This is a genomic window from Microcoleus sp. PH2017_35_SFW_U_B, from assembly GCF_020737865.1.
In the GTDB taxonomy this organism is placed as follows: domain Bacteria; phylum Cyanobacteriota; class Cyanobacteriia; order Cyanobacteriales; family Microcoleaceae; genus Microcoleus.
In genome coordinates, this window is sequence record NZ_JAEQDE010000041.1 from 76,822 (window position 1) to 100,630 (window position 23,809).

A 23,809-nucleotide genomic window follows, 5' to 3' on the forward strand; every position below is an offset into this window, starting at 1 on the left:
CATTCATGAAAGCTCCTTTACCTGCGTTGCACTCATCCGTGGCGTTCCTTCCCTCTTCCTGCTTGCCTCTTGATACCCCTCCGCGATCGGAATTTTTATCAAAAACTCCGTCCCCCCGCCCTTAGGCTGAGCAATCTTGATACTGCCGCCGTGTCCGTCTACTACAATTTTGTAGCTAATTGCTAATCCCAAACCAGTACCTTGCCCGACTGGTTTTGTAGTAAAAAATGGGTTAAAAATTTGGTCTTGAATGCTTTCGGGAATGCCAGGGCCATTGTCGGCAATCGTCACTTTCAGAAACTTACCGCCATTTTGTCGAACGACTCCCGTAGAAATAGTAATGATTTTATCCAGGCGATCGATCTCCTTCAAAGCATCCATCGCATTGCTCAGCAAGTTCATAAACACCTGATTTAGCTGAGAGGGATAGCACTCGACTGAAGGCACTTTTCCGTATCTCTTGACTATATAAATCCCATTCTTGATCCGGTTGGAGAGCAGCAGCAAGGTATTTTCGATACCTTCGTGAATGTCCGCCAGTTTTTTGTCAGATTCATCGAGGCGAGAAAAGTTTCGCAAAGAAAGAACTATGGTGCGAATGCGTTCGGTTCCTATTTTCATAGAATTCAACATATGCGGCAAATCTTCCTCGATAAATTCCAACTCAATTGCTTCGGCAAACTCTTCGATTTCCGGAGTCACTTCTGGGAAGGTTTTTTTGTATAAACTCACCAAATCTAACAAATCTTTAGTATATTTGGTGGTGTGAGGCAAATTAGCCGAAATGAAGTTAACCGGATTGTTGATTTCGTGAGCTATCCCGGCCACCATTTGACCCAGGGATGACATTTTCTCGCTCTGCACTAAATGAGTTTGTGTTTTTTTGAGTTCATCTAAGGCACTATTGAGCAGTTTTACTTGGTCTTGGGTTTGGCTGTAAAGGTGAGATTGATTTATGGCGATTGCCAGTTGGTCTGCCACAGCTTTTAACAATTGGATTTCCTCCCCGCTCCAAAACCAATGGGTAGCATGACTGCAAATTAAATAACCCTGCCGCTCATTTTGAGTCTGAACATGGACGGCTAAATAGCTATTAGCTTTAAGTTCGATCGGTTGACTTGCACTCTGGATCCCAGTGTCACTCGACAGAATAATTAGCTCGCATTTATCGCTGCGGAGTGACGAATTTTCCGAAAAGTAAGGATCGAACTCGATCGCTTCTTTGGGACACTCAAATTCGCATGATTCCCACAAAATTTGTAAGGTTTTATTTTGCGGTTCGTGCCAACCAAAAGCCGCCCGTTCTAGGTGCAGCAAATTCACTATTTCTTCCACGGTGCTTTGCACAATTTTGTCTAATTCTAGGGAATCTTGAATGCGTCCGGCAATGCGGTTTAGCATGGCTTCTCGCTCCGCTTGAACGCGATTGTTTTCGGAGGAGTAAATTAGCCAAATTGCTGCTAGCATTGCCGGGACGAGCAGTCCGCCGACGACGGATGTCAGCAAATTTAATGCTTGGAGTTGGGATTCAATATTTTCGCGGGGAATTACTAGAGCCATTGACCAGTTAACTTCGCTGAGGGAAGCATAGGCTACATACACCCATTTGTCATCTATTTTTACCAGTTCGATATTCGTCTGATGGCTGGTCATATTGCGCGCAATTGCTGCTAATCCTGGGTCTTGTGATTTTAAAAAAGTTGGGGCTGGCAGGTCGATAGTTCCGATTAATTTATTGTTGGGATGAATAATTGGCACTCCTGCTGAATTAAGCACAAAAGCATAGCTGTCAGAACCGTATTGCAAGCTGTTAGCTACAGAGGCTACTCGGTCTACTTTAATGCTGCCTGCAAGAACTCCAATTACTTTGTTGGGATTGGGGGGCAATGCCCAAAGTGGAGCTGCAATAATGATTGCTGAAAGCTTGCTGCTGCGTCCGATCAGCGGGTCGGAAACGTTGACATTTCCGTTCATTGCCTTTTGAAAGTGTTGGCGGTCTTTGGTGTTGGTGTTAGTGCCTAAAGTGTTCTGCACCGATCCATCGGCTTGAACTAATGACAATAAGAAATACTCTTTTAACCTGTAGGTTTCTCCTTGCAAAATTGGTTCAACTAATTTCCAATCGAGAGTGCGAACAGTAGGAGAGTAAGCAATGGTTTCTATTTCTGCTTTGCGACTGCTGAGCCACTTATCGATTTCTTCACTGCCTTTTTCTAATTTTAATAGTGCTATTGCCTTTAAATTGTCGAGGATTAGTCCGCGCACTACGAAATAGCTAATGCAAGCAGTGGTGCTAATGCTTAAAGCCGTGCTGCCCAGTATTAGTAGGGTCAGCAAATGGCGGCGCTGCCGTCTGTGCTGCCAAAGACTGTGCGCTTGCTGCCACCGCAATTGAGCAGAATTACTTATTTTTTGCCACAAGCGGCGCAGCTTTTTTGTTTGATGGGGTGGCTGCACAGACACAGTTCGGGCTTGATTTGCTGGGTTTTGCATCATCAAATGTTCTCGTCGAGAGTCTAATAGATCAAACGGCATTTGTTATTCGTAATCCGGCAGAATTAATATTAGATAAATAGTGAGGGTTTGAGTCCTCATTGGTTATACCAATCAGGGGTTATACCACTTTTTGTTTTTAGATTTTTGATTAGACAATTGAAAATGACTGATTAATCTTGGGATGAAGAACAGAGTTTACCAGAAAGAATTGGTTGAAAGCCTCTCCCCGATCGGGAGAAATGAAAATCAGACTATTCATTACTCCAATCCTCTGACTTCTAGGTAGAGGTCGCTCTCAAACTGTCAACTTTCAACTGTCAACTGTCAACTGTTGAAAGTGAGGTTGTTTGAGAGAAATGGCATTACATTTCTGACTTGACAAATAAATTCCGATCGCGCGATAGCATTCGGTTTTAGCATCAACTTGATATTCAGACTTTCCCTTTGCTTACTTGATATTAGTGATTTAAGATATAGTGGTTGTCAATTTTCGTGAGGTACTTGTCAGTGATCTTACGAATTGCCAATCTGTGACCTGAATCACTTGAGAATTGCTATATCTTTAATATCTATCTCGTTTTTATAACAAAATTCTTGTAAATAACACAGAGAAAATACGGAGTTTTTTAAATTAGCAATGTATTATAATGTAGGGTGAAATCCCTGTTGACAATTTGACAAATTTGCGCTATGGCTTCAAGGAGAAATTTTTGCGTCTAAAGCTTTTTTGGCCAAGCGGGTTACATAAACGGTGAGGGCGATCGTTGCTATTAAACCAATGCCGTACAAAGCCCACTCAGCAGTAGTGCGCGATCGCCCTTGCGATCCAATTGCAGCCAAACTACCAGCCAGGGAACCGATATAAACATACATCACGGTTCCGGGAATCATGCCGATCCAAGATGCGAAAAAATAGTCTCTGAGAGACACCTGCGTTACTCCAAAAGCATAGTTGAGCAAATTAAACGGAAAAATTGGCGAAAGCCGCGTCAGAAGTACAATTTTCCATCCTTCTGAAGCAACGGCGGAGTCGATCGCCTGAAACTTGAGATTACCTGCTATCTGTTTGGAAACCCAATCGCGAGTTAAATATCTACCTGTTAAAAAAGCGCAAGTAGCGCCCAAAACCGATCCGATGGAAACGCAAACCGTGCCACCAACAACTCCGAACAAAACGCCAGAACCGAGAGTCAGCAAGGAACCGGGGATAAATAAAACTGTTGCTATAATGTAAATTAGAATAAAAGCTGCGGGGCCCCAAGGGCCGAGATTGGCGATCGACTCCAGGGCATTTGTCAGAATTCCTTGAAAATTGAAAAACTTGGCCGCCACAATCAAAGCCACAGCTAAACCAATCCCTAAAAACAGCTTCCACTTATTTGATGGTGGATTTTTGTCATCGGGCGATCGCAAATCATTCATTACCTAAACTCCCCGTCTAAATTGCATACATCGTCGTTTCCAGGGTAGGGACACGGCAGTGCCGTGTAGGGAGGGACACGGCAGTGCCGTGTAGGGAGGGACACGGCAGTGCCGTGTCCCTACTGTATTTCATTTTCTAGGGTAGGGAAATGGCACTGCCATGTCCTGTATTTCTCAAATCAACGTACCGCCACAACTAGAACCGCTACCCGCCGTACAGCCGTAGCAATAAGCAGCAGTTTGCACCTCTTGAATTACATCTAAACTACCAGATTCCAGCAATTTAGCAACAGTTATAGTTTCCCCGCTGCCAGTTTTCGCCGGCAGATTTTCCATTTGGTTAAAATCGCAGTCGTAAACATTGCCCAAATAGTCGATCGACAATTCGTTCCGACACATTAAATGATCCAGAGTACCAGGATTAAAATTATTTTCCAAAAACCCCAGATAAGGCTTGTGCAGTTTTTTGTGTTCCAAATGAAACTTAGTCCGTCCCACAGGCAAATTAGTAATTGCGAACAAGTGATTAAAACAAATCCCAAAATGTTCGGCTAAATACACCTGATAATCTTGCTGTAACTTGCCCTGTTCCGCCGTCAGCGAAAACTTATCTGTTGTCGGAACCTGCGGATTGTACACCAAATCTAGAATTAAATTTGGGTTGTTTCCGTAGCCCAACTGATTCAGCTTTTGCAGAGCCCGAATCGAACTGTCAAAAACACCGCTGCCGCGCATTTTGTCAACATTATTAGCTTGGTAACAGGGAAGCGACGCCACAATTCTGAGTTGGTGTTGCGCGCAGTATTCGGGAATATCTTCAAAGCCTTTCTCAAAATAAATCGTCAAATTAGAACGAACAATAACCTCTTTACCTGCGGCCCTTGCAGCTTCCGCCAACGGTTTAAAACCGTAAAGCATCTCGGGAGCACCGCCCGTGAGGTCAACAGTTTGAATTTGAGGAAAACGGCGAATGATTTCAATTAATTGTTCGCATATTTCTGGGGAAAGTTCTTCGGTTCGTGTTGGGCTAGCTTCTACGTGGCAGTGACTGCAAGCGAGATTGCAGCGTTTGCCTAGATTAATTTGTAAAACTGCGATCGGCTTTTTAGTTAAAGCTGAGTTGAGTTTATTTTTGAAAGGCGTGATTGCGGTCTGAATCATGTGCTAAATTTTTTAGTCTGTGCTCGCAACGAATTTAGAGGCGTTCTGGTGGAACGTCTCTGATAATTTAGCATGAATTCAAGGGAAGCGACAGCGACAGATTTGAATTATTCGGTACAAAGCCTCGGCGGTTAGAAACCGCGGCTACACAAGCAAAGTCTGCCTCCGCAGACTGAAGAGAAATTATTGATTGTTCAACCCGCGCAGGCGCGTGAGTGTTTTTGTAGTTGCGATTTCAATCGCCGGGTAATTCTACAACTCAGATAGCTCGGAGAAGTCTTATTTGAGGGTTTCAACTAATTTCTCAACTCTTGCTTTGATTTCACCTCGAACGCGGTGAAAAGTTTCGATTGGTTGTCCGTCGGGGTCGTCGAGTTGCCAATCTTCAAATACTTCTCGCAATACCCACGCTTCAGGTAAATTCACGCCGCAGCCGCAGAGAGAAATTACTGCATCGTAATCTTCGGCGTTGAATTCGCTTAAGGCGTTAGATGTTTGATCGGTGATATCAATGCCGATTTCTGACATGACTTGAATTGCTGTCGGGTGAACTCTGCTTGATTCTAAACCGGAACTGGTGACGGCTATTTTGTCTTTGCCGATGGTTTTAGCGAATCCTTCTGCCATTTGCGATCGACAGGAGTTTCTTTTGCAAACGAACATTACTTTTTTCATGGTGTTTTTTGGGTTGTTGGTTATTGGTTGTTAGTTATTGGTTGTTGGTTGTTAGTTAGGGCCCCGGCGGTTAGAAACCGCGGCTACACAAGCGAAGTCCACCTCCGTGGACTGAAGAAAAATCCTTGATTCTTTAACCCGCGGAGGCGGGTTTTGTCTGTGTAGCCGCGATTTCAATCGCCGGGTGATTCTTCAACCCGCGAAGGCGGGTTTTGTCTGTGTAGCCGCGATTTCAATCGCCGGGTGATTCTCCGCGATTTCAATCGCCTTAATTAACTTCCAGGGCGCGATTTGCAACTGCGATCGCCTCCTTGGCCGCTTGTTCCTTGCGTTCGCTGTGGCGATCGGTCAAATAGTCGGTGTGCTCCCGCAACAGCAAGGTAAACTTGTACAATTCCTCCATGACATCGATCGCGCGATCGCGAAAAGGAGAATCCTTCATCGTCCCATCATCATGAAACTCCTGATAAGCCTTAGCCACCGAAGACTGATTAGGAATCGTAAACATCCGCATCCAGCGGCCCAAAATCCTCAAAGTATTCACAGCATTAAAAGACTGCGAACCGCCGCTAACCTGCATCACCGCCAAAGTCCGACCTTGAGTCGGTCTGACAGCCCCAATACTTAAAGGAATCCAGTCAATTTGATTTTTGATAATGCCCGTAATATTGCCGTGCATTTCTGGACTCGACCAAACTTGACCCTCTGACCAAAGGCTCAATTCCCGCAACTCTTGAACCTTCGGATGCGTATCGGGAACGCTGCCATAAATCGGCAATTCCCGAGGATTGAAGAACCGAACTTCTGCACCGAAATCCTCAATAATTCGAGCCGATTCTTCCGCCAACAAGCGGCTGTAAGATCGCTCTCTTAACGAGCCATATAAAAACAGAATTCTCGGTTTATGCGTGAAATTTGCCATAATCCTTTCAATTAAAATCCCGAAATCCGTTAGATATTTGTCGGTAAACAGCGACGGCTAACTGCGCGCCCCAAATTGGAGCAACCCAGTAAACCCAGTGGTGTTCCCAAATGCCACCAATTAAGGTCGGGCCGAGCGATCGCGCCGGATTCATGCTCGCTCCCGTAATTGGCCCCATAAATGCAGCTTCCAAGCCTACGGTCAAGCCAATTGCTATCCCCGCAAAACCGATATGAGCGCGCCTGTCAAGCCCCGAACCCAGAATCACAAACATCAGGATAAAAGTCAGAACTGTTTCTAAAATTAGAGACTGCAACCAATTACCGTTAAGAGGGATAGTTGCACCGAGATTTCCCACTTTTCCTAAGCTAATTAGTAGCAGTGTGGAAGCTGCGATCGCCCCCGCACACTGCGCCAAAATGTAAGGCAAAACTTTGTATTTTGGGAAAAAACCGCTCGCCCAAAATCCTAAAGTTACGGCTGGGTTAAAGTGCGCGCCGCTGATATGCCCGATCGCATAAATCATCGCGGCTACAACTGCACCAAATACAAAACTAACGCCCAAATGAGTGACAGCACCACCGCTAATTTTGTTAACCATCACCGCGCCGGTGCCTGCAAAAACTAGAATAAACGTGCCGAGGCATTCCGCGATCGCTTCTCGACTGCAATCTCGATTTTCGCCCGAAGCTAACTTCTTTGCTGCTGCACCCATCACTGTCAACTCATTGGTTCCAAATCATCATATCAAAAAAAGTTGATGTGTCAAGTCTATTGGTTCGATCCTTCGGACTTTAGTCCGCATCAAGCCAGGACTCTTCGTCGGAACGATCGAACCAATAGCGGTTACTTTACCGGACACGATATTACTAATCAAGAAATATTGATATGTCAACCCGCATCGGAACAAGGGCGCGCCGGCAGGATCTGGCTAAAGCGCCGATAGTCCGACAGGTACTCTTCCAGGGCGAGAAACTGAGCTAGATTGAGGCTGTAGTAGATCCAGCGGCCTTCTTGGCGGCTGCGAACTAAAGCGGCTTCTTTTAGGGTTTTGAGGTGAAAAGAGAGTTTAGACTGAGGGACACCAAGCCGATCGCACAAGTCGCAAACACACAACTCCTGTTCCCGCAGCAACTCCAGAATCTGAATCCGCAGGGGGTCAGAAAGAGCGTGAAAGCCAGCGGAAACAAGTTTTTCGGAAATCTGCGGTTGTGGAGTGCGATCGGGCTTGGCTGTCGAATTTTTAATCATCAATTATAGGCGAAGGAAGAAGCAAGAAGCAAGAAGCAAGAAAAGCAACGGTTTCAGCAATTAAGAACGTCCTCACTGTCGGGCGTGGTTGCTATATTAGAACTGAAGTGCAAAAGTTCTTTCAATCAAATTTTAGGACGGGCTAGAAGCCCATTCCACAAGAAAAAAAAGTTTGTGGGATGGGCTTCTAGCCCGTCCTCAGTATTTTTACAATTCAAGTCTATTGTAAAAAAATCCATACAAACCATCATATTTTGTCAGGCTTCATCCCTGAAAACTGCTGAATTTAGCATCGATAGATTCTTCCGAGTAGATATTACTTCGGATTCTGTACCCGCGCCGGCACATCAGTCAATCCGGCTTTTTGCATCAGCGAAATCACACCTACAGATAGAACCCCACCAATCACTACCCCGACAACTATCAGAATCAGAAATAATTTTTGGAGAGTTTTTTTAGTAGCTGGGTGGTACTGTCTCGGCAACTCTTCACCTCGATCGTCAGGTTGTTGCTCCAAGGGGTCTAGCGGATCGGAGGGATTTGAGTTAAAAGGATTCGGTGCTTGATTCATGGCTAGTTATGGTTAAAGGATGTAAACAACTATTTTAACTTGCGATTTGCCATCACAGCTTACATCATACATTCAGAATTTTACTCAACACTCGATAAAATTTATTAAGATACCGAGGATTTTAGAAACATTATTGATAAAATATTCGTCGGTGTCAATCTCGATCGCAATTCCTTCTAGCTTAAAGAATTTCCAGATACTTCCTGTTGTCACAACTCCATAAATTGTCTGAATGTTATTTTCTTGACCAAGATTTTCACAGATGGTACCCGCCACGTGATTTATCCGTGGAATCAATCCCAAATCGAAAATCTAAAATCCTCTCTTCCCCCGAATTTATCCGTGGGGTTAATCTAAAATGCTGGTTAAATATTTGGGCTGCGATCGTTTCTGCCATGCACTCCCCTAAGCCGGATAGAATGTTGTCGTTTTTTGCTTCAACCAAAGCGATGACTGGGGATTCGATGACTAGCTGTTCGGGCGATCGGCTAATTAGAAAATCGCAATAACCGCTCAAACCCCTAGCAGGGTCTACAGTAAACTCTCTACCTGAAAATAAACTCATCCGTTCCGGCAGCCGTTTTTTGATTTCAACTAATATCGGCGCGACAATTAGCTCGGAGCGAGCTTTATCGGAATTATTTTCTAGTGCTAAAGGTAGATTAAATTGCAAAGTTTCTTGCAAAAAAATGCTGGGTTCTATTTCGGGAATGTCGGCAAACAAGCCAACCCTCCTAGTAAAAGTTATGCCAAAATTTCTCTTAATTTGTTCGAGGCTAAATTGACTGTACGGCATTTAACTCCCTCTTCCAACACAATCAAAAAACCTCTCGCCCTCATTCACTCTCTGGCCTTGAAAAACCTCTGCGTTTATCTGTGTTTATCCCAAGAGCATCTGCGGTTGTTCTATCAATCAAAGATTTAGGCAATTCAAGTCTAATAACTTGTTTAAAACATCGCAAAGAGGGCTGGGCGGGTTTATCTGATTCTACTGCTTTTACAGATTTTTGGTGAACCCGCCTCTAAAAAATTTTAGGCTTCTGTTTTCTCTAAGCGATTGAGAGAAAATGTTGCGGCCTCAGCTACTTGAGAATTTTTATCTTTTTCTAAGTATTTCAAAGCCGAAACACTCTTCACACTCGGCAAATTGCCCAAAGCTTCAGCCAGCCTCTGACGGATCAGCCAATCTTCTGACTGAGCAAAGTTGAGGATGCGATCGATCGCGTCAATTGCCTTAATTTCCCCCAAAGCCGAAATCGCCGCCTGCTGGATCACCACTTGTTCGCAGTCGAGAGCTTTCAGCAGCACGTCGCGAGCCCGCGGATCTTTGAGATTTCCCAGAGAAACCGCCGCACTAAAGCGCACCAGCCATTCAGTATCTTCGTAAAAAGCGCGCACCAAAGCCTCAAAAGCTCTGATATCTTCCAGATAGCCCAAAGCACCAGCAGCGTCAGCGCGAATCCCGTAATCTGGGTCAGTTTCTAGCAATTTGACTAGAATGGGATAGCACTCTGCTGTCGGTTTGACTCCCAGAGCAAACACAGCCATCGATCGCACTTGCAAACTTTCGTCGTTCAACACCTTTTTAATCAAAGGTACAGCCGTTTCAGCCGACACGTTTCGCAAGTTAGCCAAAGCCACCATGCGATCGGCTGAGTTTTCGCTTTCTAACTTGGCTGCAATTTGCTCTAAGCTTAAAGTTGTCATTATCGGTAAATTTTGTAGTAAAACTTTACATTCGGCTTATTTTGATTATAGGGGAGTCTCAGGAAAAAAGCAGGGAGTAAAAACCGACCCAGGATTTGAACTCAGTGAAATTACGGATTAGTGAGAGTATTAATCTAAAGCTCAAATTGCATGAAAATAATCAATGAGCTAGTCCTTAGCTAGCGATTAAATAGACAAAGTGGTACACTTATAGACAAAATCCTGGTGTACCATGCGATCGCCTCGCTAAATTGAACAAAGAAATACAGTGTTGAGGTCGAACAATGCTTTTATCCATCAAAACAAAGTTAAAGCTAAACAAGAGTCAGGCAACAGTCATGAGCAAACACGCTGGAATAGCGAGGTTTACTTATAACTGGGGATTGGCTACTTGGAGCCACCTTTATCAAGATGGATTGAAGCCCAACAAATACCTGCTCAAGAAATTCTTTAACAATCATGTAAAGCCTGAGTTTACATGGATTAAAGAAGCGGAAATTTGCCAGAAGATAACTCAATATGCTTTTGACAATCTAGGGGATGCTTTCACTCGGTTCTTCTCGAAAAAAGGTGAATATCCCAAATTCAAGAAGAAGGGGCATCATGATTCCTTCACGATAGACGCAGGTGGAAAACCAATCCCGGTAGGTGGTACGTCTATAAAGTTGCAAACAATCGGTTGGGTAAAAACTTACGAAGGATTGCCTCACACCACCTGCAAGTCAATTACAATATCTCGAACTGCCGACAGTTGGTTTATTGCTTTTGCCTACGAACAGGAGTATGAACCAACTGTAAAGCAACACGATGTCGTGGGTGTTGACCTAGGAGTTAAAGAGTTGGCAACCCTTTCGACGGGAGTTGTTTTCCCTAACCCAAAGCATTACAAAACGCATCTCAGTAAGTTGCGTAGACTGTCAAAGGAATTATCGAGAAAGACGAAAGGCTCTAGCAATAGATTTAAGGCGAAACAAAGGTTAGCAAAACATCATGCTAAAGTAGCGAATCTCAGAAAAAATACTCTCCATCAAATTACTACTTACTTAGGCAAAAACCACGCAACGATAGTAGTAGAAGATTTAAATGTTTCTGGGTTACTGTCTAATCACAAGCTAGCTCAAGTCATCGCGGATTGTGGATTCTATGAATTCAAACGTCAACTGGAATACAAAGCTAAAAAGTTTGGCTGTGAAGTAATCATTGCTGATCGCTGGTTTCCTTCGAGTAAAACTTGTTCAAACTGCGGACATATTCAAGATATGCCACGGGCAGAAAGGACTTACAACTGTGGAAATTGCGGTCATTCGATGGACAGGGATTTGAACGCAGCAATTAATTTATCGCGCTTGGCTTTCATCGTGAAAGCTTACCGAGGGATAACCGCTCCCATGCTCCCGATGAAGTAAGAAGCAAATGTCTAGACTTGATTGTTATACCATTTTCACAAAATAATGCAACTCTAGGGAAGCTCCAAACCGTTATGTAATAAGCTATTCCCAATCGAAAATCAAAAATCGAAAATGGTATTACCCGTCCTCCGATCACCTGCAATTAACTATGCCCTTTTATCACCCGCCCTTTTACTCCTCAGCCTTAGAACAAGCGATCGACCGCTACCCCCTAACTGCCGGGCCAGAAACTTCCTTAGCAGTGGCGATCGCCCTGATGAGTCAGTTGCAAAACAGTTGTCCCCTAGTCAAAGGGCCTTTACCCTCAGACAAGGGGGCGATGACCGAATCATCACCGCCGGACAAGGTGCGGGCCCGCTGCGTCCTCGTCGTGCAGAACCAGCAGACTATCACCACAGGCAACTTATCCGAAAACCCCAGTCGCGGGCTGTTAATCGGCATATTAACCCCCGCCGACTTAGTGAGGCTGATTGCTTCTGGCAAAATAAACAGCCTGCAAAAAGTAGCCCTCCACAAAATACCAATTGCCGAAGTCATGTCCCCCGTGTCGGTTTCCCTCACAGAATCCGACGATCAAGACGTGTTTACCGCTTTATCGTTATTTCGCCAGCACCGAATTCGCTATTTGCCTATTGTCAATCAATTCCGGCACTTGGTAGGAGTGCTGACGCGGGAAAGAATTCGCCAAGTATTGCAACCTTCCAACATTCTCAAATTGCGGCGGGTAGCAGAATTGATGACTACGCCAATTACAGCGCCCCACACCGCCTCGCTGCTGAGCATCAGCGAACTGATGTCCGAGCATCAAGTCAGTTGCGTAGTCATTACCAAAAACAAAGAATTAACAATGGAGAAGCCCAAAGAGGACTCTACCTCCGTTTTTCACTATTCCTTTCACCAACCTTTGGGAATTGTTACCGAATACGACATCGTGCAAGCACAGTATCTCGAACTAAATTTCGAGCAAACTCCAGCTCAAAAAGTCATGAGAACTCCCCTGCAATTTCTGGAACCTTCCGATTCCCTGTGGACGGCGCACAAACAAATGCAGCAGCAACAAGTGCAGCGGTTGGTCGTGTGCGGCGGGCGGGGAGAACTGCTGGGAATTATTACTCAAACCAGCTTGCTCAGAGTTCTCGATCCGACCGAAATGTACCGAGTTGTCAAACAGTTGCAGCAGTCGGTTTATCAACTGCAATCGGAAAAATTGGAACTGCTGCAAAGCCGCAATGCTAAATTGGAACAGCAGGTGCGCGAACGGACTGCCAAACTCCACGAACAGGTGCAGCGCGATCGGCTGTTAACTCAAATTTCCTTCCGGATTCACCAATCCTTAAACCTCGAAGAAATTCTCAACGCCAGCGTCGATGAAGTCCGGCAAGTTTTGCAAGCCGACAGAGTAGCGATCGTGCGTTGGGAGTCGAGCAATTTTGGCATTTTTGTGGCAGAATCCGTTGCCCCCAAGTGGTCTTCTATCTTGGGAGAAATCATGCCAGACAATATTTGGCAGGAAGCTGCATTTGCGATCGAACAGGAGATCTATGCCGTCTCAGACATCGACAAAGCTAGTTTGAGTGCCGAAAAATATGCGCGGTTGCAGCAAGCGCAAATCAAATCTTATTTAATTGTACCAATTTTGCAAGACGGCAATTTGTGGGGGATGATGTGGGTTCATCAGTGTTCCAAATCCCGGAAGTGGCAGGCTTCGGAATTGGATTTGCTGCTGCAACTGGCAACTCAAATCGCGATCGCCATTCAGCAAGCCCAACTCTACCAGCAAGTACAAAATCTCAATGCCGACCTCGAACGCCAAGTCCAAGAACGCACCACCCAATTGCAACAAAAAGTGCAGGAACTCCAGCATTTAAACGTTCTAAAAGATGAATTTCTCAGCACGGTTTCTCACGAATTGCGGACGCCTTTATCTAATATGAAAATGGCTATTCATATGCTGAGAATTTCTCCCACCCCAGACCGACGCCAGATTTATTTAGAAATTTTAGAAACAGAATGTACTAGAGAAACCGATTTGATTAATGCTTTGCTCGATTTGCAGCGGCTCGAAGCAGCAACTTGTCCGATTGACCTCGAACCAGTAAACTTAGATGTGTGGCTGCCTACGATTATCGACCCGTTTTACACGCGAGCCCAGAACCGCCACCAGCATTTGCGAGTAGAGTGCGATCGCCACCTCCCCACGATCAGTTCCAACCGCGCTAGTTTGGGACGGATTTTAGCAGAACTCCTCAACAATGCCTGCAAGTATACTGCCAATGAGGGCGAAATCTCTTTGAAAGTTGAGTGCAAAAAGGGAGACGGGGAAAAAGCAGAAAGCGGGAAAAATTCCGCACAAGCAAGTGTTAGGGCTTCGGAAATTCAATTTACATTCAGCAATCAATCTTCCATTGCGATCGAAGAATTGCCTCGAATTTTCGATAAATTTTATCGAGTTCCCAATGCCGATCCCTGGAAACAAGGAGGTACAGGTTTGGGTTTAGCTTTGGTTCAAAAACTTGTGGAACAGTTACAGGGAAAAATTGAGGTTGAAAGCAGCAAGGGCTGGACTAATTTTACTGTCACATTTCCCACCAAGCCAGATGCGAATTAGTCCGCTACCAGCCGATTTTAGATTTGAGATTGACTTGCAGCGCAGAGAATCTGGGAACTTGAACAGGAGTGTAAAATTTTGGGGTGGGTCATCTTTTTTACTCTTATACCAACGGTCAACTGTCAACGGTCAACTGTCAACTGTCAACTGTCAACTGTCAACTGTCAACTGTCAACTGTCAACTGTCAACTGTCAACTGAATCTCATTCTTTTTTGGGAGCTAGTTTGTGGATGCCTGACGGTACTGGTGCCAAATTCAAATATTCATGTTTATCTTCCACAAGTGATGATGATTTAGATATTTGATACTTCTTGCCTTTGGTAGGATTATTAGCCACGGTGCCCAAGCAGGGTATGCCAAAATTTTCTAATTGACTGAAAACTGTTTTGACTACAGAAGACTTCACCTGGCGAACTGATACAACCATCAGTATTCCATCTGTGCGCGCTGCTAAAAAATTCGTATCTTTACTGTCAACCAGCGGTGGCGTATCATAGATAACTAAGTCAAATGTTGCGTGCAGTTCTTCCATTAAATACTGCATTTGAGATGAGGCAAGCCGTCTGGCAGTACCGGGGACAGGAATACCGGCTGTTAATACAAACAGATTATCTGCTAGGTGCGATCGCTGGATAATTTCATCCGGTTCATTTTTATTTTCGAGCAAGTTGCTCAATCCATTGACATTAGGCAGTTCCAACAGCCTATGCAGGCTGGGTGAATGCAAGTTCGCGTCTACCAACAGCACTCGCTGACCCGCCAGCGCTGCCACGTGGGCTAGATTTAAAGCAACGGTAGATTTGCCTTCGCCAACTGTAGCCGAACCAACTACCAAAGAGCTAATCGTTCGATTTGAAGAAAGAAAGCGGATATTAGTATAAAGAGAGTCAAAAGCTTCTATAAATTCCGAAGCATTTTTATGATTCCCCTGTTTGCCTTCAAGATAAGCATAGGCATTAGCAATAGAAGGCGGAAATTTTTTAGCATTTTTGTCACGAGGAATTACTCCCAATAAAGGCGCATCAAACGCATCTTTAATGTCATCAGCACAGTAGAAAACATTGCGGATTTTTTCAATAAGAATAGCCGCTCCCAGACCGAACACGAGTCCTCCAAAAATTCCCATCACAAAGTTGTTTGTACTTTTCGATGCAACTGGAATAAATTTGCCTGATTTGATATCTTTGGGTATCTGGGGTTGAGAAATAATTTCCCAAGGTATTTGGCTTTGGGCTGCTTGGACGCGCAGAGTTTCCCGCTGAGTTAAAAGTTGCTGGCGGCTGGTGGAGGCTATGTCTAATTGCTGTTGCAGTTCGTTGTAGCGACGAGCTACAATCGGAAAATCTCTTAATTTTCGGGTCAACTCTTCTTTACTTTGGGCGATCGCCTGACTGCGAGCTTCTAAGACTTGAACTTGGTTCGCAGTATCCACCAATTGTTTGATCAAGCCTATGCGAATCGAGTTTTGAAAATTCTGAACTTTAGAATTGGCTTGAGAGCCTACCAAATTTTGCCCCAAAATGCGATCGGTTTGCTTGTTGAGCAAAGCTACTAAATTTGCCCGCTTGCGCTCTAAAGCTTCTACTATAGGGTTAGCAGATTTAAAACGAGCTGTTTCTACAGCAATCTGACCTTCTACTTCCTTAACCTTGGTCAGCAACTCTTTATATTGAGGTTCTTCACTTAAAGCTGAAGCCGCAATAGCTTCATTTGGTGTAAAATCTAATTGTTTTTGCAAGTTAGCGTACAGCATTCTCTGTTCCTGGAGTAGCCTTTGAGTTTCTAACTCTAAAGTTTCCATAGCGCGAACTTGCACGATCAATTGCGCGCCTTGTTCTTTAGGATCGGTAATTTTTTGCTGCTGCTGTATCATCTGTAACTCAGACTTCAGGTCATTTACGCGCTTGTTGAGTGCCGGAAGCTGGTTTTCAATAAAATTAACACCTTGACCAATGCGAGTCTTGCGTTCGTCAAGGCTGTACTTTAAATATTTCTTTTTAGTTTCTTCTAAAACGAACTGAACTAAGTCAGGCTCTTGCCCGAGGAAACGAACTTCCAAAATTTTAGTTTGCGTCAACTCATTTTCTCCGAGGCGCAACACGAGTAATCCTTTTTTAAGAAGTTCCTCGGTCATTTTTGGATATTTTTGTTGGACTTGTTTGGTAATAGCCGACAGCATCTGAGGACTCTGGAGAATTTGAAGCTGAGTTGGATAGTCCAAACTAAAAAATTCTCGATTAGGCACTCCACCCCCCTCACCGCGATTGGCGAGGGCAGATGCGTCGGTAAGTCTTGCCTCCGTTGTCACGGGTTCCACCAGTATCCGAAAATCGCCTTGATATGTTTTCTTGCCTCCCTTGACCTTATAATAAACTGCACCGCCTGCTAGGGCTACAATCGCAATGATGACTAGGGCTTGTCGTTGAAAAGTCCTGAACAAGGGCTTTAGATTCAATCCTTTCTGGGGTGCCCCGCTTAACTCTTCTCCCTCGTCAACGGGAAATTGCTGCACCTGTCTGCTCTGGTTGCTAATTGGTACGATATGAGCGTCATGTTCTTTTTCCATGTTGACCTCTTTCATATTGTTTTGGTAAAATCAGCTTGGTTCTGCGAGCCTTCTGGTTGATACTTTCACCCTTGACTTCAGGATATCACAGGAGATTCTGGGTTGGTTGGTTCTATTTCCTGCCAATAGTTCTCACTACTTTCACATAATATACAAAAATAACTAAATTCATATCTTGTGCCGGCTGCAAATGTTGTTTTACTAACTCAAGAGAGAGTTGTCTCCGACTGTATTTCTGGCGGCTGTGTTCTGCTTGTATTCCTGGTTTATCGGCGACTCTACCAAGTTTTTCTGGTATCCCTGACCTTCACCGCAGCTCGCGCCATAACTTTACCAAAATTTTACAATTTTACGCCACACGCGGGGGGCCGATCGCCCTGGTATTGCCTTGTCATCTCTGCCATTTTTGAGATCGCCACCAATAGCAGCACTACCTGTTAACTTACCCACGAACCGATCGGCTAAAAAGTTTTGCATTTTATACGTAGATATAATTAACACCATTGGGCCGATTTGTGGAACGACAACTAATCCAATCAATTTCCGACAAAAATCTGTCTTTATCTTTTAATTGTCAACTTTTTTAAGATCTGGATTGCTTTTTAAGTTTATATAATTAAACTGCGCTAACATTATATCACCCACGGATCTATATAATGGGCAAACGACATAAAAATTAATATTTTGTTAATACAAAGTCGATCGACATTTGGAAAAACTCAAGGCTTCTGGGTTTTGCTACCGGGCGGATGGCGCTGGGCGATGTGATGTTTTGTCGCTGAAACATGGGGTTTCTGGGCTTTTCCACTCTTGCTAAAACCATCGCTATGATTCGCCATCCTACTATGAGAGCTATATCAATATTAGCCGGAAACCCGCAACGGGGTGTTTTTTGGGATTAACCGATGAAAGAGGTTTATAACACGTTCTTCATTCAGTTGACAGTTGACTTGGGACAGCACTTGACAAAGGAAGGAAGAGGATTGGATTAATGAATAGTCGGATTTTAATTTCTCCATACAAGGGTTCCGGCTTTCAACCAATTCTTTCGGGTAAGAGGATACAAATAGTTGGCAAGCAATCCGATAATTGTTCTGGAATCTCAGCCGTATGAGCTTTTGACAAGTGTTATTTTGTGATACTCATTAGACTTGGATTGCATAAATATTCCCTTGATACAACAACCGCTCATTAACGCTGATTAGAGAGCGCACAAATGCAATTAAAGTCTATTGAATATTACAGATTATGTGCTTTCTTTTCTCGAAGTTTCAACAAAATCTCTGCGTGAACTTCGCGGGTAATCGGATAGAAATATGTAAGAATCATGCCGCAGATTAAAGCAATTGTGGGCAGTGGCCCGATCGCAACTCGAATCGCGAACAGGGCAGAATCGGGCTGTACAGGCGCAGCCTGTCCCTGAACAGTAGCGAGAAATCCAGCTTGTTCTAATGCTTGACCTACCAACCACAAGCCGATCGCCAAACCAATTTTTTGCAGCAACACCATAAACGAATAGAACACGCCTTCGCGTCTTTCGCCTGTTTGGAGTTCGTCGAGTTCAATCACATCCGGTATCATCGACCAAGGTACAAGATAAGCAGTAGAAACTCCCACACCAGCCATAACTGCTAACAGGTACATCTGGACGACTTGTCCGGGTTGTAGGAAAAACAGTCCGGCTTGGGCGATAATCCACAAACTCATGCCCATAAAATAAACAGCTTTTTTGCCATAGCGTTCGCTAACTCTACTCCAAACAAATAACATGGCGAGTGCGGTGCCTTGAACTGCGATCGCAGTTTGGGTAAAAGTTGCTGGCGGCAGATTCATCCAGTTGATGACAAAGTAAGGCAAAATCGAAGCAGTTAATTGCACTCCCAGCCAAGAACAGAGATAAATTCCAATTACGTACAAAAAAGGGCGATTGTTAAATGCAATCCGCAACTGTTCTCCTATCGGCAAAGAGGTTGAATTGTCTTCTACGGGATTGTCTTGCAATTGAGAGAGGACGTGTTTTCGGGTTCCGAAAAAGCACCAGTACAAAGGCAATACTGAAATTACTGTACAGATGGCGCCTAATATTAAGTATTTTTGGGTGTCATCTTTAACTAAGGCAAAGATAATTTGCGCGATAATTAATGACAAAATGCTGCCGCCGATCGAGAAAGTAAACCGGAAACTGTTAAGGCTAGTGCGTTCGTTGTAGTCTTGGGTTAATTCTGGGGTGAGGGCGGTGTAAGGCAGGTTGACGGCGGTGTAGGCTGTGTTAAACAATATGCCGATCGCCACATAGTACCAAAACAATATCGTAGGATCTTTGCTGGGAACAATCCACTGCAAAAAGAAGAAGATGCCGAAAGGAATTGCGCCGTAAACCATCCAAGGATAGCGGCGGCCCCAGGGGTGAGAGGTGCGATCGCTCAAAACCCCCACAATTGGGTCATTTACAGCATCCCAAACCTTGCCAATTAGCAAAATGTTACTAGCAGTCCCCGCAGCCAAGCCAGCCACGTTGGTAAAGAAAAACAGCAGGAAAAACACCAGAACATTCGCAGTAATTGCGGGGCCAAGGTCTCCCGCACCGTATGCTAACTTTGTGGAGAAACTGAGTTTTTTGGTTTCTGGGTTGTCGGCGGCCCTTTCAGGGGGGGAAGTGTTGGTCATAAACTTTTGTTTCGGGATTTTTGGGCGATGATTTCGGGATTTTTGGGCGATCGCAGTCTTTCCAATAGGAGTATAACTCGCGTTAAGCTGTAATACTAAGTTTTTTTTTGCGATCGGGACTTTTCTGAAGATTTCGTAATTGGTAATTGGTAATTGGTAATTGAATAGTAGAGGCAGGTTTTACCAACAATCTTTAATTCCCACCAACAATCGAACTAAACCCGCCCGCACCAAGCGACAGAAATTCGATCGCACATTTGAATGATTTGTGATTGGCAATTGAGAATTTGCCATTGATAATTGGACTTATGCACCTATAGCAATCCTTGAGTCCTGGACGCAACTGGAACTTTTATGGAACTATTTTTTGGGTCACTTGTTGCGTTTGAGCGCTTAAATATAAGAGCGCCCAAGCGCAACTACGTACCTTGATTTAATGTGACAGTGGCATCTAGGAATGACCTGGTTGAAAGTAATAAGTTGAAATCTTTGAATGTTGTGAATTATTCAATTGAAAATTCTAAATCTAAAATTACTAGGTTAGCAATCTAGATTTGACGGTAATGGCTCCCACACACCATAAAATAGCGTTAACCATCTCCGAACGCTGGATGTCCTCTTCAGCTAAAAAACTGGCAAACTCTTCATCAATATTCAGGTGGTCTGCAAAAGCATAAAGCACGCGTTTGTAATTTGTGGGCATGGGTGTTAATGTGACTTTTACTAAATTTAACAGCGCGTTCAAACAGTTAAGCATAATCCCTGATTCGTCAATATCTTCTGCATCGAGCAAGTACAGGGTTTCTGCAATGTCGCAAATAGCGTCTATTTGTGTGGGTGGTGTTCCCAGTTCGCTGACATCGATATCGCACAGTTTGAGAGCATTAATCGCTAGTTGTGGACGGGTAAAAAATACAAGTTGACCGCCAGCTACTAAAGGCGGTTCTTCTTCTCCACAGACAATGAGAGTATACAGATTAGGTACTTCGGTGTCGGGGTCGATGCGGAAACCTAACAGCCGCAGCAATTTTTCTTGATTGGGGTTGGCTGTTTGCAGTTTGGTTGCGAAAAGTTTTGATTGTGACATGATTTTTTAATTGCGATAAAATTAATGCTATTAAACCAGATTTCTAGGCAAAATCCGGGCTTGAGTGAGACACCTACAAATAAACTGGGTTCAAGAAGCCAGAGTGCACAAGTTGTGTGCTACAAATTTTGTTGGATGATGTCGCAGCATTCAGCGACGGTTGCTCTTTTTTCCATGGCTGCGACTAGGGCTTGGTAAGCGGATTGATGGCTTTCGATTAGGGTTTTTGCTCGCAGCGAGCCCCAGTTTTGTTTGAGTTGAATTTCGGAAACGGGACGGCGTAGTTGTGTTAAAATTGCGCTGATTTTTGTACGGTCTTCTGCTCCTCCTATGGCGTTGCCGTAAACAACTTTTTCGGCGACTATTCCGGCCATCCAGACGGTGCAGTATTGGTCTAAAAGTTGGACGGAAAGAGTGCCGTTTTCGAGTTGAGATGCTAGTTGTTGGTCTGCAAATCGGACGCCGCCTTGGGCTGTTTGACCTTGTTTGAATGCTTCAAGAGCGTTGAGGGCGTAGCTGGTTACGGGAATTCCCAACAGGTGGGCGACGAGGAAGTGTCCGGCTTCGTGGTGGAGGATACGATCGCGCTTTTCTTTAGAACTTCCCCCCAGCAAATCTACTAATATTGTACCGCCTTGACCTTGCCACTGGAAACTGTCGAGGGTGGCTAGCCCCAACAGGCAAAAGGTGGCGATCGCAGGTACGGCCTCTGGTAGGTTGAATAGGGGGCCCAATATTATCGAAACGGTGATGGCGAAGATAGAAATAGCGATAATATTCAAAGAAGTGTCTTTCATTATTGGGAATTGGTAATGGGGAATTGGTAATGGGGAATTGGTAATGGGGAATTGGTTATTTGTGATTAGACCAACAACTAGCAACTAACAACTGACTACGGACTAATGTTTAGTTTCGTAGTGTATATCGCACATTTGACCAAAATCTACACAAGCCAGATCGCGAGGGCCCGCGCGATCTGGCCCGGACGTTAGCTTAAAATGCCATCTTCCAGTTTGACTGAAAATTGTCGATCCCAAGCCGCCTACATTAAAAAGATATTAAAATAAATCAAAGTCAAGTAAAAGTGTTAGTGGAATCCTTCATGTCAGTTTTGGCAGCGATCGCAGTTTTAGGTATCTTGATTGTCGTTCACGAACTCGGCCACTTCCTGGCGGCGAGACTTCAACACATTCACGTCAACCGCTTCTCCATCGGTTTCGGGCCCATTTTGTGGAAGTACCAAGGCCCGGAAACTGAATATGCCCTCCGCGCCTTTCCCCTGGGAGGTTTCGTGGGTTTCCCGGATGACGATCCAGACAGCACTATTCCCCCCAATGACCCGAATTTGCTGCGGAACCGCCCTGTGATCGATCGGGCGATCGTCATTAGTGCAGGAGTAATTGCCAACTTAATTTTTGCTTACTTCCTGCTGGTGGTGCAATTAACCACGGTTGGCGCTGCATCTATGAACTACCTACCGGGAGTTAAAGTCCCGGAAGTCGCTGCGGAAGTTAGTTCGGCGGCCTTCCAAGCGGGAATTCGATCGGGCGACATTGTTCTGTCCGTTGATGGCAAGGAATTGGGCGCGAACCGCGAATCAATCAAATCTTTAGTCTCAGCCATCCAAGATCATCCCAATCAACCCCTGGCCCTAGAAATTCAGCGCGAAGAACAAAAATTTGTGGTGACAGTTACTCCCGAATTGTCCCCCGACGGTAAAGGTAAGATTGGCGTGCAGCTAACTTCTAACGGTACCGTCGTGCGGGAACGGGCAGGAATTGTAGAGGCATTTAGCAAGGCTGCAACTGAGTTTGAGCGAATTGTAGTGCTGACGTTTCAAGGTTTCGGGCAGTTACTTAGCAATTTCAGTCAGACTGCTGAAAAGTTGTCCGGGCCTGTGGCAATTGTAGCCATTGGTGCAGGAATTGCGCGATCGGATGCTGCGAATTTGTTTCAGTTTGCGGTATTAATTAGTATAAATTTGGCTGTGATTAATATCTTGCCTTTGCCTGCTTTAGATGGCGGTCAACTAGCTTTTCTGTTAATAGAAGGACTGCGGGGCAAGCCTCTGCCAAACCGCATTCAAGAAAATGTGATGCAGACTGGTTTGGTGTTGTTGTTGGGTTTGGGAATTTTCTTGATTGTTCGCGATACTGCTAATTTGGCAGGCTTTGATTTGATGCGAACTCTCCGACAACAGTAGTCAGTTGGTAGTTGTCAATTGGCAGTTGACAGTTGACAGTTGACAGTTGTTCGTTGTCAGCAGTCATAGTGCTGTCCCCGCTCGCGAACAGCAGTCAGCAGCCATTAGTTATTACATAGCTGATGACTGCTGACTAATATACAGCCTTTCTCAAAAAAGTGAGGTATGCCCGCTAATCTTATGCCCTATGCCCCATGCCCTATGCCCCATGCCCATGCGTACCTCATCTTTCTGAGAAAGGCTATAAATTAACCAGTAAAATTGGAGAAATAGCAATGGTCACACAACTGCAATCTCCCGAAAAAGCAAATATTATCTATCCAGATGATAACGGCGAACCAATGTCAGATAATACCGAACAGTTTAGATTGATCGTGTGGATCAAAGAAAATTTAGAACTGTTATTTGCCAGCATGGCTGATGTTTTTGTAGCGGGAAACTTACTGTGGTATCCAGTAGAAGGAAATAACAAGATTTCTCAAGCGCCAGATGCGATGGTAGTCTTCGGAAGACCGAAAGGTTATCGAGGCTCCTACCAACAATGGCATGAAGAGAACATTGTGCCACAAGTCGTATTTGAAATTTGGTCGCCGGGAAATCGGCTGACTCCGATGCTCCAAAAACTGAGATTTTACGAACAGTACGGCGTAGAAGAATATTATCTGTACGATCCGGCGAATGTGGATTTAACTATATGGCAGCGCCGAGAGGAACGGTTAGAACCAATCGAAGAAGTAAACGGCTGGGTAAGTCCAAGAATGGGAGTGCGGTTTCAACTATCAGAAACTGAACTACAAATATTCAGCCCTGATGGAACACCGTTTGTGAGTTTTGTGGAACTCGCTCAACTTCGAGAACAAGCAGAATTAAGGGCCGAACAAGAACGGCAAAGGGCTGAACAAGAACGGCAAAGGGCCGAACAAGAACGGCAAAGGGCCGAACAGGCAGAAGTTTTGCTGGAGCAAGAACGATCGCGCTCGCAAGCTTTAGAAGCTCGGCTCCGAGACATGGGAATTGACCTCAATCAGTTGTAAATGACTAAGATTAAATTGGGAGTATCTCA

Annotated in this window: 21 protein-coding genes; 4 read left to right on the forward strand and 17 right to left on the reverse strand. The window is 44.6% G+C overall.

Translation table 11 applies throughout. The features are described from left to right. Positions 1-3 precede the first annotated feature (3 nt). The 11 genes from JGK36_RS11805 to JGK36_RS11855 form a co-directional block, all read right to left on the reverse strand. Positions 4-2,496, reverse strand: coding sequence for an ATP-binding protein (locus JGK36_RS11805; protein ID WP_293175189.1), 2,493 nt, complete (start codon positions 2,494-2,496; stop codon positions 4-6). Positions 2,497-3,192: 696 nt separating this feature from the next. Beyond that, the gene (locus JGK36_RS11810; RefSeq protein WP_293175191.1) at positions 3,193-3,918 is read right to left on the reverse strand and encodes a TVP38/TMEM64 family protein; all 726 of its coding nucleotides are present in this window, start codon (positions 3,916-3,918) and stop codon (positions 3,193-3,195) included. A 174-nt stretch (positions 3,919-4,092) separates the two neighbouring features. After that, positions 4,093-5,079: an arsenosugar biosynthesis radical SAM (seleno)protein ArsS gene (arsS, locus tag JGK36_RS11815; protein WP_293175193.1), complete on the reverse strand. Its 987-nt coding sequence runs from the start codon at positions 5,077-5,079 to the stop codon at positions 4,093-4,095. 279 nt (positions 5,080-5,358) lie between these two features. Next, positions 5,359-5,754: an arsenate reductase, glutathione/glutaredoxin type gene (arsC, locus tag JGK36_RS11820; protein ID WP_293191475.1), complete on the reverse strand. Its 396-nt coding sequence runs from the start codon at positions 5,752-5,754 to the stop codon at positions 5,359-5,361. A 268-nt stretch (positions 5,755-6,022) separates the two neighbouring features. Then, complete coding sequence (arsH, locus tag JGK36_RS11825) at positions 6,023-6,676, reverse strand: arsenical resistance protein ArsH (RefSeq protein ID WP_293175197.1); 654 nt, start codon at positions 6,674-6,676, stop codon at positions 6,023-6,025. A gap of 7 nt (positions 6,677-6,683) precedes the next feature. Next, positions 6,684-7,391 carry an MIP/aquaporin family protein gene (locus JGK36_RS11830; RefSeq protein ID WP_293175199.1) on the reverse strand — a complete coding sequence of 236 codons (708 nt, stop codon included), beginning with the start codon at positions 7,389-7,391 and terminating at the stop codon, positions 6,684-6,686. A 176-nt stretch (positions 7,392-7,567) separates the two neighbouring features. After that, the gene (locus JGK36_RS11835) at positions 7,568-7,927 is read right to left on the reverse strand and encodes a helix-turn-helix transcriptional regulator (RefSeq protein ID WP_293175201.1); all 360 of its coding nucleotides are present in this window, start codon (positions 7,925-7,927) and stop codon (positions 7,568-7,570) included. A gap of 316 nt (positions 7,928-8,243) precedes the next feature. Continuing rightward, positions 8,244-8,498, reverse strand: a complete 255-nt coding sequence (locus JGK36_RS11840) for a hypothetical protein (protein WP_293175203.1) — start codon at positions 8,496-8,498, stop codon at positions 8,244-8,246. An 84-nt stretch (positions 8,499-8,582) separates the two neighbouring features. Continuing rightward, a complete protein-coding gene (locus JGK36_RS11845; RefSeq protein WP_293200934.1) occupies positions 8,583-8,774 on the reverse strand; it encodes a hypothetical protein in 192 nt (63 codons plus the stop codon). Beyond that, positions 8,755-9,294 (reverse strand): hypothetical protein, encoded by a 540-nt coding sequence (locus JGK36_RS11850; RefSeq protein WP_293200936.1) that lies wholly within the window; start codon positions 9,292-9,294, stop codon positions 8,755-8,757. Before JGK36_RS11850 ends, JGK36_RS11845 begins: the two co-directional genes overlap by 20 nt. Positions 9,295-9,530: 236 nt before the next feature. Further along, a complete protein-coding gene (locus JGK36_RS11855; protein WP_293142775.1) occupies positions 9,531-10,205 on the reverse strand; it encodes a HEAT repeat domain-containing protein in 675 nt (224 codons plus the stop codon). 284 nt (positions 10,206-10,489) lie between these two features. Between JGK36_RS11855 and JGK36_RS11860 the strand changes: the two genes are divergently transcribed. Next, positions 10,490-11,611: an RNA-guided endonuclease TnpB family protein gene (locus JGK36_RS11860; protein ID WP_293200938.1), complete on the forward strand. Its 1,122-nt coding sequence runs from the start codon at positions 10,490-10,492 to the stop codon at positions 11,609-11,611. A 151-nt stretch (positions 11,612-11,762) separates the two neighbouring features. Then, on the forward strand, positions 11,763-14,222 hold the full coding sequence (locus JGK36_RS11865; RefSeq protein WP_293193037.1) for a CBS domain-containing protein: 2,460 nt from the start codon (positions 11,763-11,765) through the stop codon (positions 14,220-14,222). A gap of 203 nt (positions 14,223-14,425) precedes the next feature. Here JGK36_RS11865 and JGK36_RS11870 read toward each other — a convergent pair whose 3' ends face one another. The 6 genes from JGK36_RS11870 to JGK36_RS11895 all read right to left on the reverse strand — a co-directional run bounded on the left by JGK36_RS11870 (position 14,426) and on the right by JGK36_RS11895 (position 21,340). Beyond that, positions 14,426-16,804, reverse strand: a complete 2,379-nt coding sequence (locus JGK36_RS11870) for a tyrosine-protein kinase domain-containing protein (RefSeq protein WP_293195969.1) — start codon at positions 16,802-16,804, stop codon at positions 14,426-14,428. A 315-nt stretch (positions 16,805-17,119) separates the two neighbouring features. Beyond that, entirely contained in the window at positions 17,120-17,266 is a 147-nt protein-coding gene (locus tag JGK36_RS11875) for a hypothetical protein (protein ID WP_293175215.1), read from the reverse strand. A gap of 199 nt (positions 17,267-17,465) precedes the next feature. Further along, entirely contained in the window at positions 17,466-17,612 is a 147-nt protein-coding gene (locus tag JGK36_RS11880; protein WP_293142758.1) for a hypothetical protein, read from the reverse strand. 416 nt (positions 17,613-18,028) lie between these two features. Further along, the gene (locus JGK36_RS11885) at positions 18,029-19,456 is read right to left on the reverse strand and encodes an MFS transporter (protein ID WP_293175217.1); all 1,428 of its coding nucleotides are present in this window, start codon (positions 19,454-19,456) and stop codon (positions 18,029-18,031) included. 535 nt (positions 19,457-19,991) lie between these two features. Then, complete coding sequence (locus JGK36_RS11890) at positions 19,992-20,543, reverse strand: hypothetical protein (RefSeq protein WP_293142754.1); 552 nt, start codon at positions 20,541-20,543, stop codon at positions 19,992-19,994. Positions 20,544-20,662: 119 nt separating this feature from the next. After that, on the reverse strand, positions 20,663-21,340 hold the full coding sequence (locus JGK36_RS11895) for an ATP-dependent Zn protease (RefSeq protein WP_293175219.1): 678 nt from the start codon (positions 21,338-21,340) through the stop codon (positions 20,663-20,665). Between the two features lie 305 nt (positions 21,341-21,645). On the opposite strand from JGK36_RS11895, the gene rseP reads away from it, so the two are divergent. Together rseP and JGK36_RS11905 are read left to right on the forward strand one after the other, a co-directional pair. Beyond that, positions 21,646-22,746 (forward strand): RIP metalloprotease RseP, encoded by a 1,101-nt coding sequence (rseP, locus tag JGK36_RS11900; protein ID WP_293175221.1) that lies wholly within the window; start codon positions 21,646-21,648, stop codon positions 22,744-22,746. 275 nt (positions 22,747-23,021) lie between these two features. Beyond that, positions 23,022-23,780: a Uma2 family endonuclease gene (locus JGK36_RS11905; protein ID WP_293195967.1), complete on the forward strand. Its 759-nt coding sequence runs from the start codon at positions 23,022-23,024 to the stop codon at positions 23,778-23,780. The last annotated feature ends 29 nt before the right edge of the window (positions 23,781-23,809 follow it).

What these genes read in the sequence shown, in the direction of transcription:
- JGK36_RS11890 (WP_293142754.1), bottom strand. Translation starts at nt 20,543, where the DNA reads ATGTCACAATCAAAACTTTTCGCAACCAAACTGCAAACAGCCAACCCC.
- JGK36_RS11840 (WP_293175203.1), bottom strand. Translation starts at nt 8,498, where the DNA reads ATGAATCAAGCACCGAATCCTTTTAACTCAAATCCCTCCGATCCGCTA.
- JGK36_RS11860 (WP_293200938.1), top strand. Translation starts at nt 10,490, where the DNA reads ATGCTTTTATCCATCAAAACAAAGTTAAAGCTAAACAAGAGTCAGGCA.
- JGK36_RS11875 (WP_293175215.1), bottom strand. Translation starts at nt 17,266, where the DNA reads ATGCAAAACTTTTTAGCCGATCGGTTCGTGGGTAAGTTAACAGGTAGT.
- arsS (WP_293175193.1), bottom strand. Translation starts at nt 5,079, where the DNA reads ATGATTCAGACCGCAATCACGCCTTTCAAAAATAAACTCAACTCAGCT.
- JGK36_RS11865 (WP_293193037.1), top strand. Translation starts at nt 11,763, where the DNA reads ATGCCCTTTTATCACCCGCCCTTTTACTCCTCAGCCTTAGAACAAGCG.
- arsC (WP_293191475.1), bottom strand. Translation starts at nt 5,754, where the DNA reads ATGAAAAAAGTAATGTTCGTTTGCAAAAGAAACTCCTGTCGATCGCAA.
- JGK36_RS11830 (WP_293175199.1), bottom strand. Translation starts at nt 7,391, where the DNA reads ATGGGTGCAGCAGCAAAGAAGTTAGCTTCGGGCGAAAATCGAGATTGC.
- JGK36_RS11855 (WP_293142775.1), bottom strand. Translation starts at nt 10,205, where the DNA reads ATGACAACTTTAAGCTTAGAGCAAATTGCAGCCAAGTTAGAAAGCGAA.
- arsH (WP_293175197.1), bottom strand. Translation starts at nt 6,676, where the DNA reads ATGGCAAATTTCACGCATAAACCGAGAATTCTGTTTTTATATGGCTCG.
- JGK36_RS11870 (WP_293195969.1), bottom strand. Translation starts at nt 16,804, where the DNA reads ATGAAAGAGGTCAACATGGAAAAAGAACATGACGCTCATATCGTACCA.
- JGK36_RS11810 (WP_293175191.1), bottom strand. Translation starts at nt 3,918, where the DNA reads ATGAATGATTTGCGATCGCCCGATGACAAAAATCCACCATCAAATAAG.
- JGK36_RS11895 (WP_293175219.1), bottom strand. Translation starts at nt 21,340, where the DNA reads ATGAAAGACACTTCTTTGAATATTATCGCTATTTCTATCTTCGCCATC.
- JGK36_RS11885 (WP_293175217.1), bottom strand. Translation starts at nt 19,456, where the DNA reads ATGACCAACACTTCCCCCCCTGAAAGGGCCGCCGACAACCCAGAAACC.
- JGK36_RS11880 (WP_293142758.1), bottom strand. Translation starts at nt 17,612, where the DNA reads ATGGTTTTAGCAAGAGTGGAAAAGCCCAGAAACCCCATGTTTCAGCGA.
- JGK36_RS11850 (WP_293200936.1), bottom strand. Translation starts at nt 9,294, where the DNA reads ATGCCGTACAGTCAATTTAGCCTCGAACAAATTAAGAGAAATTTTGGC.
- rseP (WP_293175221.1), top strand. Translation starts at nt 21,646, where the DNA reads ATGTCAGTTTTGGCAGCGATCGCAGTTTTAGGTATCTTGATTGTCGTT.
- JGK36_RS11835 (WP_293175201.1), bottom strand. Translation starts at nt 7,927, where the DNA reads ATGATTAAAAATTCGACAGCCAAGCCCGATCGCACTCCACAACCGCAG.
- JGK36_RS11905 (WP_293195967.1), top strand. Translation starts at nt 23,022, where the DNA reads ATGGTCACACAACTGCAATCTCCCGAAAAAGCAAATATTATCTATCCA.
- JGK36_RS11805 (WP_293175189.1), bottom strand. Translation starts at nt 2,496, where the DNA reads ATGATGCAAAACCCAGCAAATCAAGCCCGAACTGTGTCTGTGCAGCCA.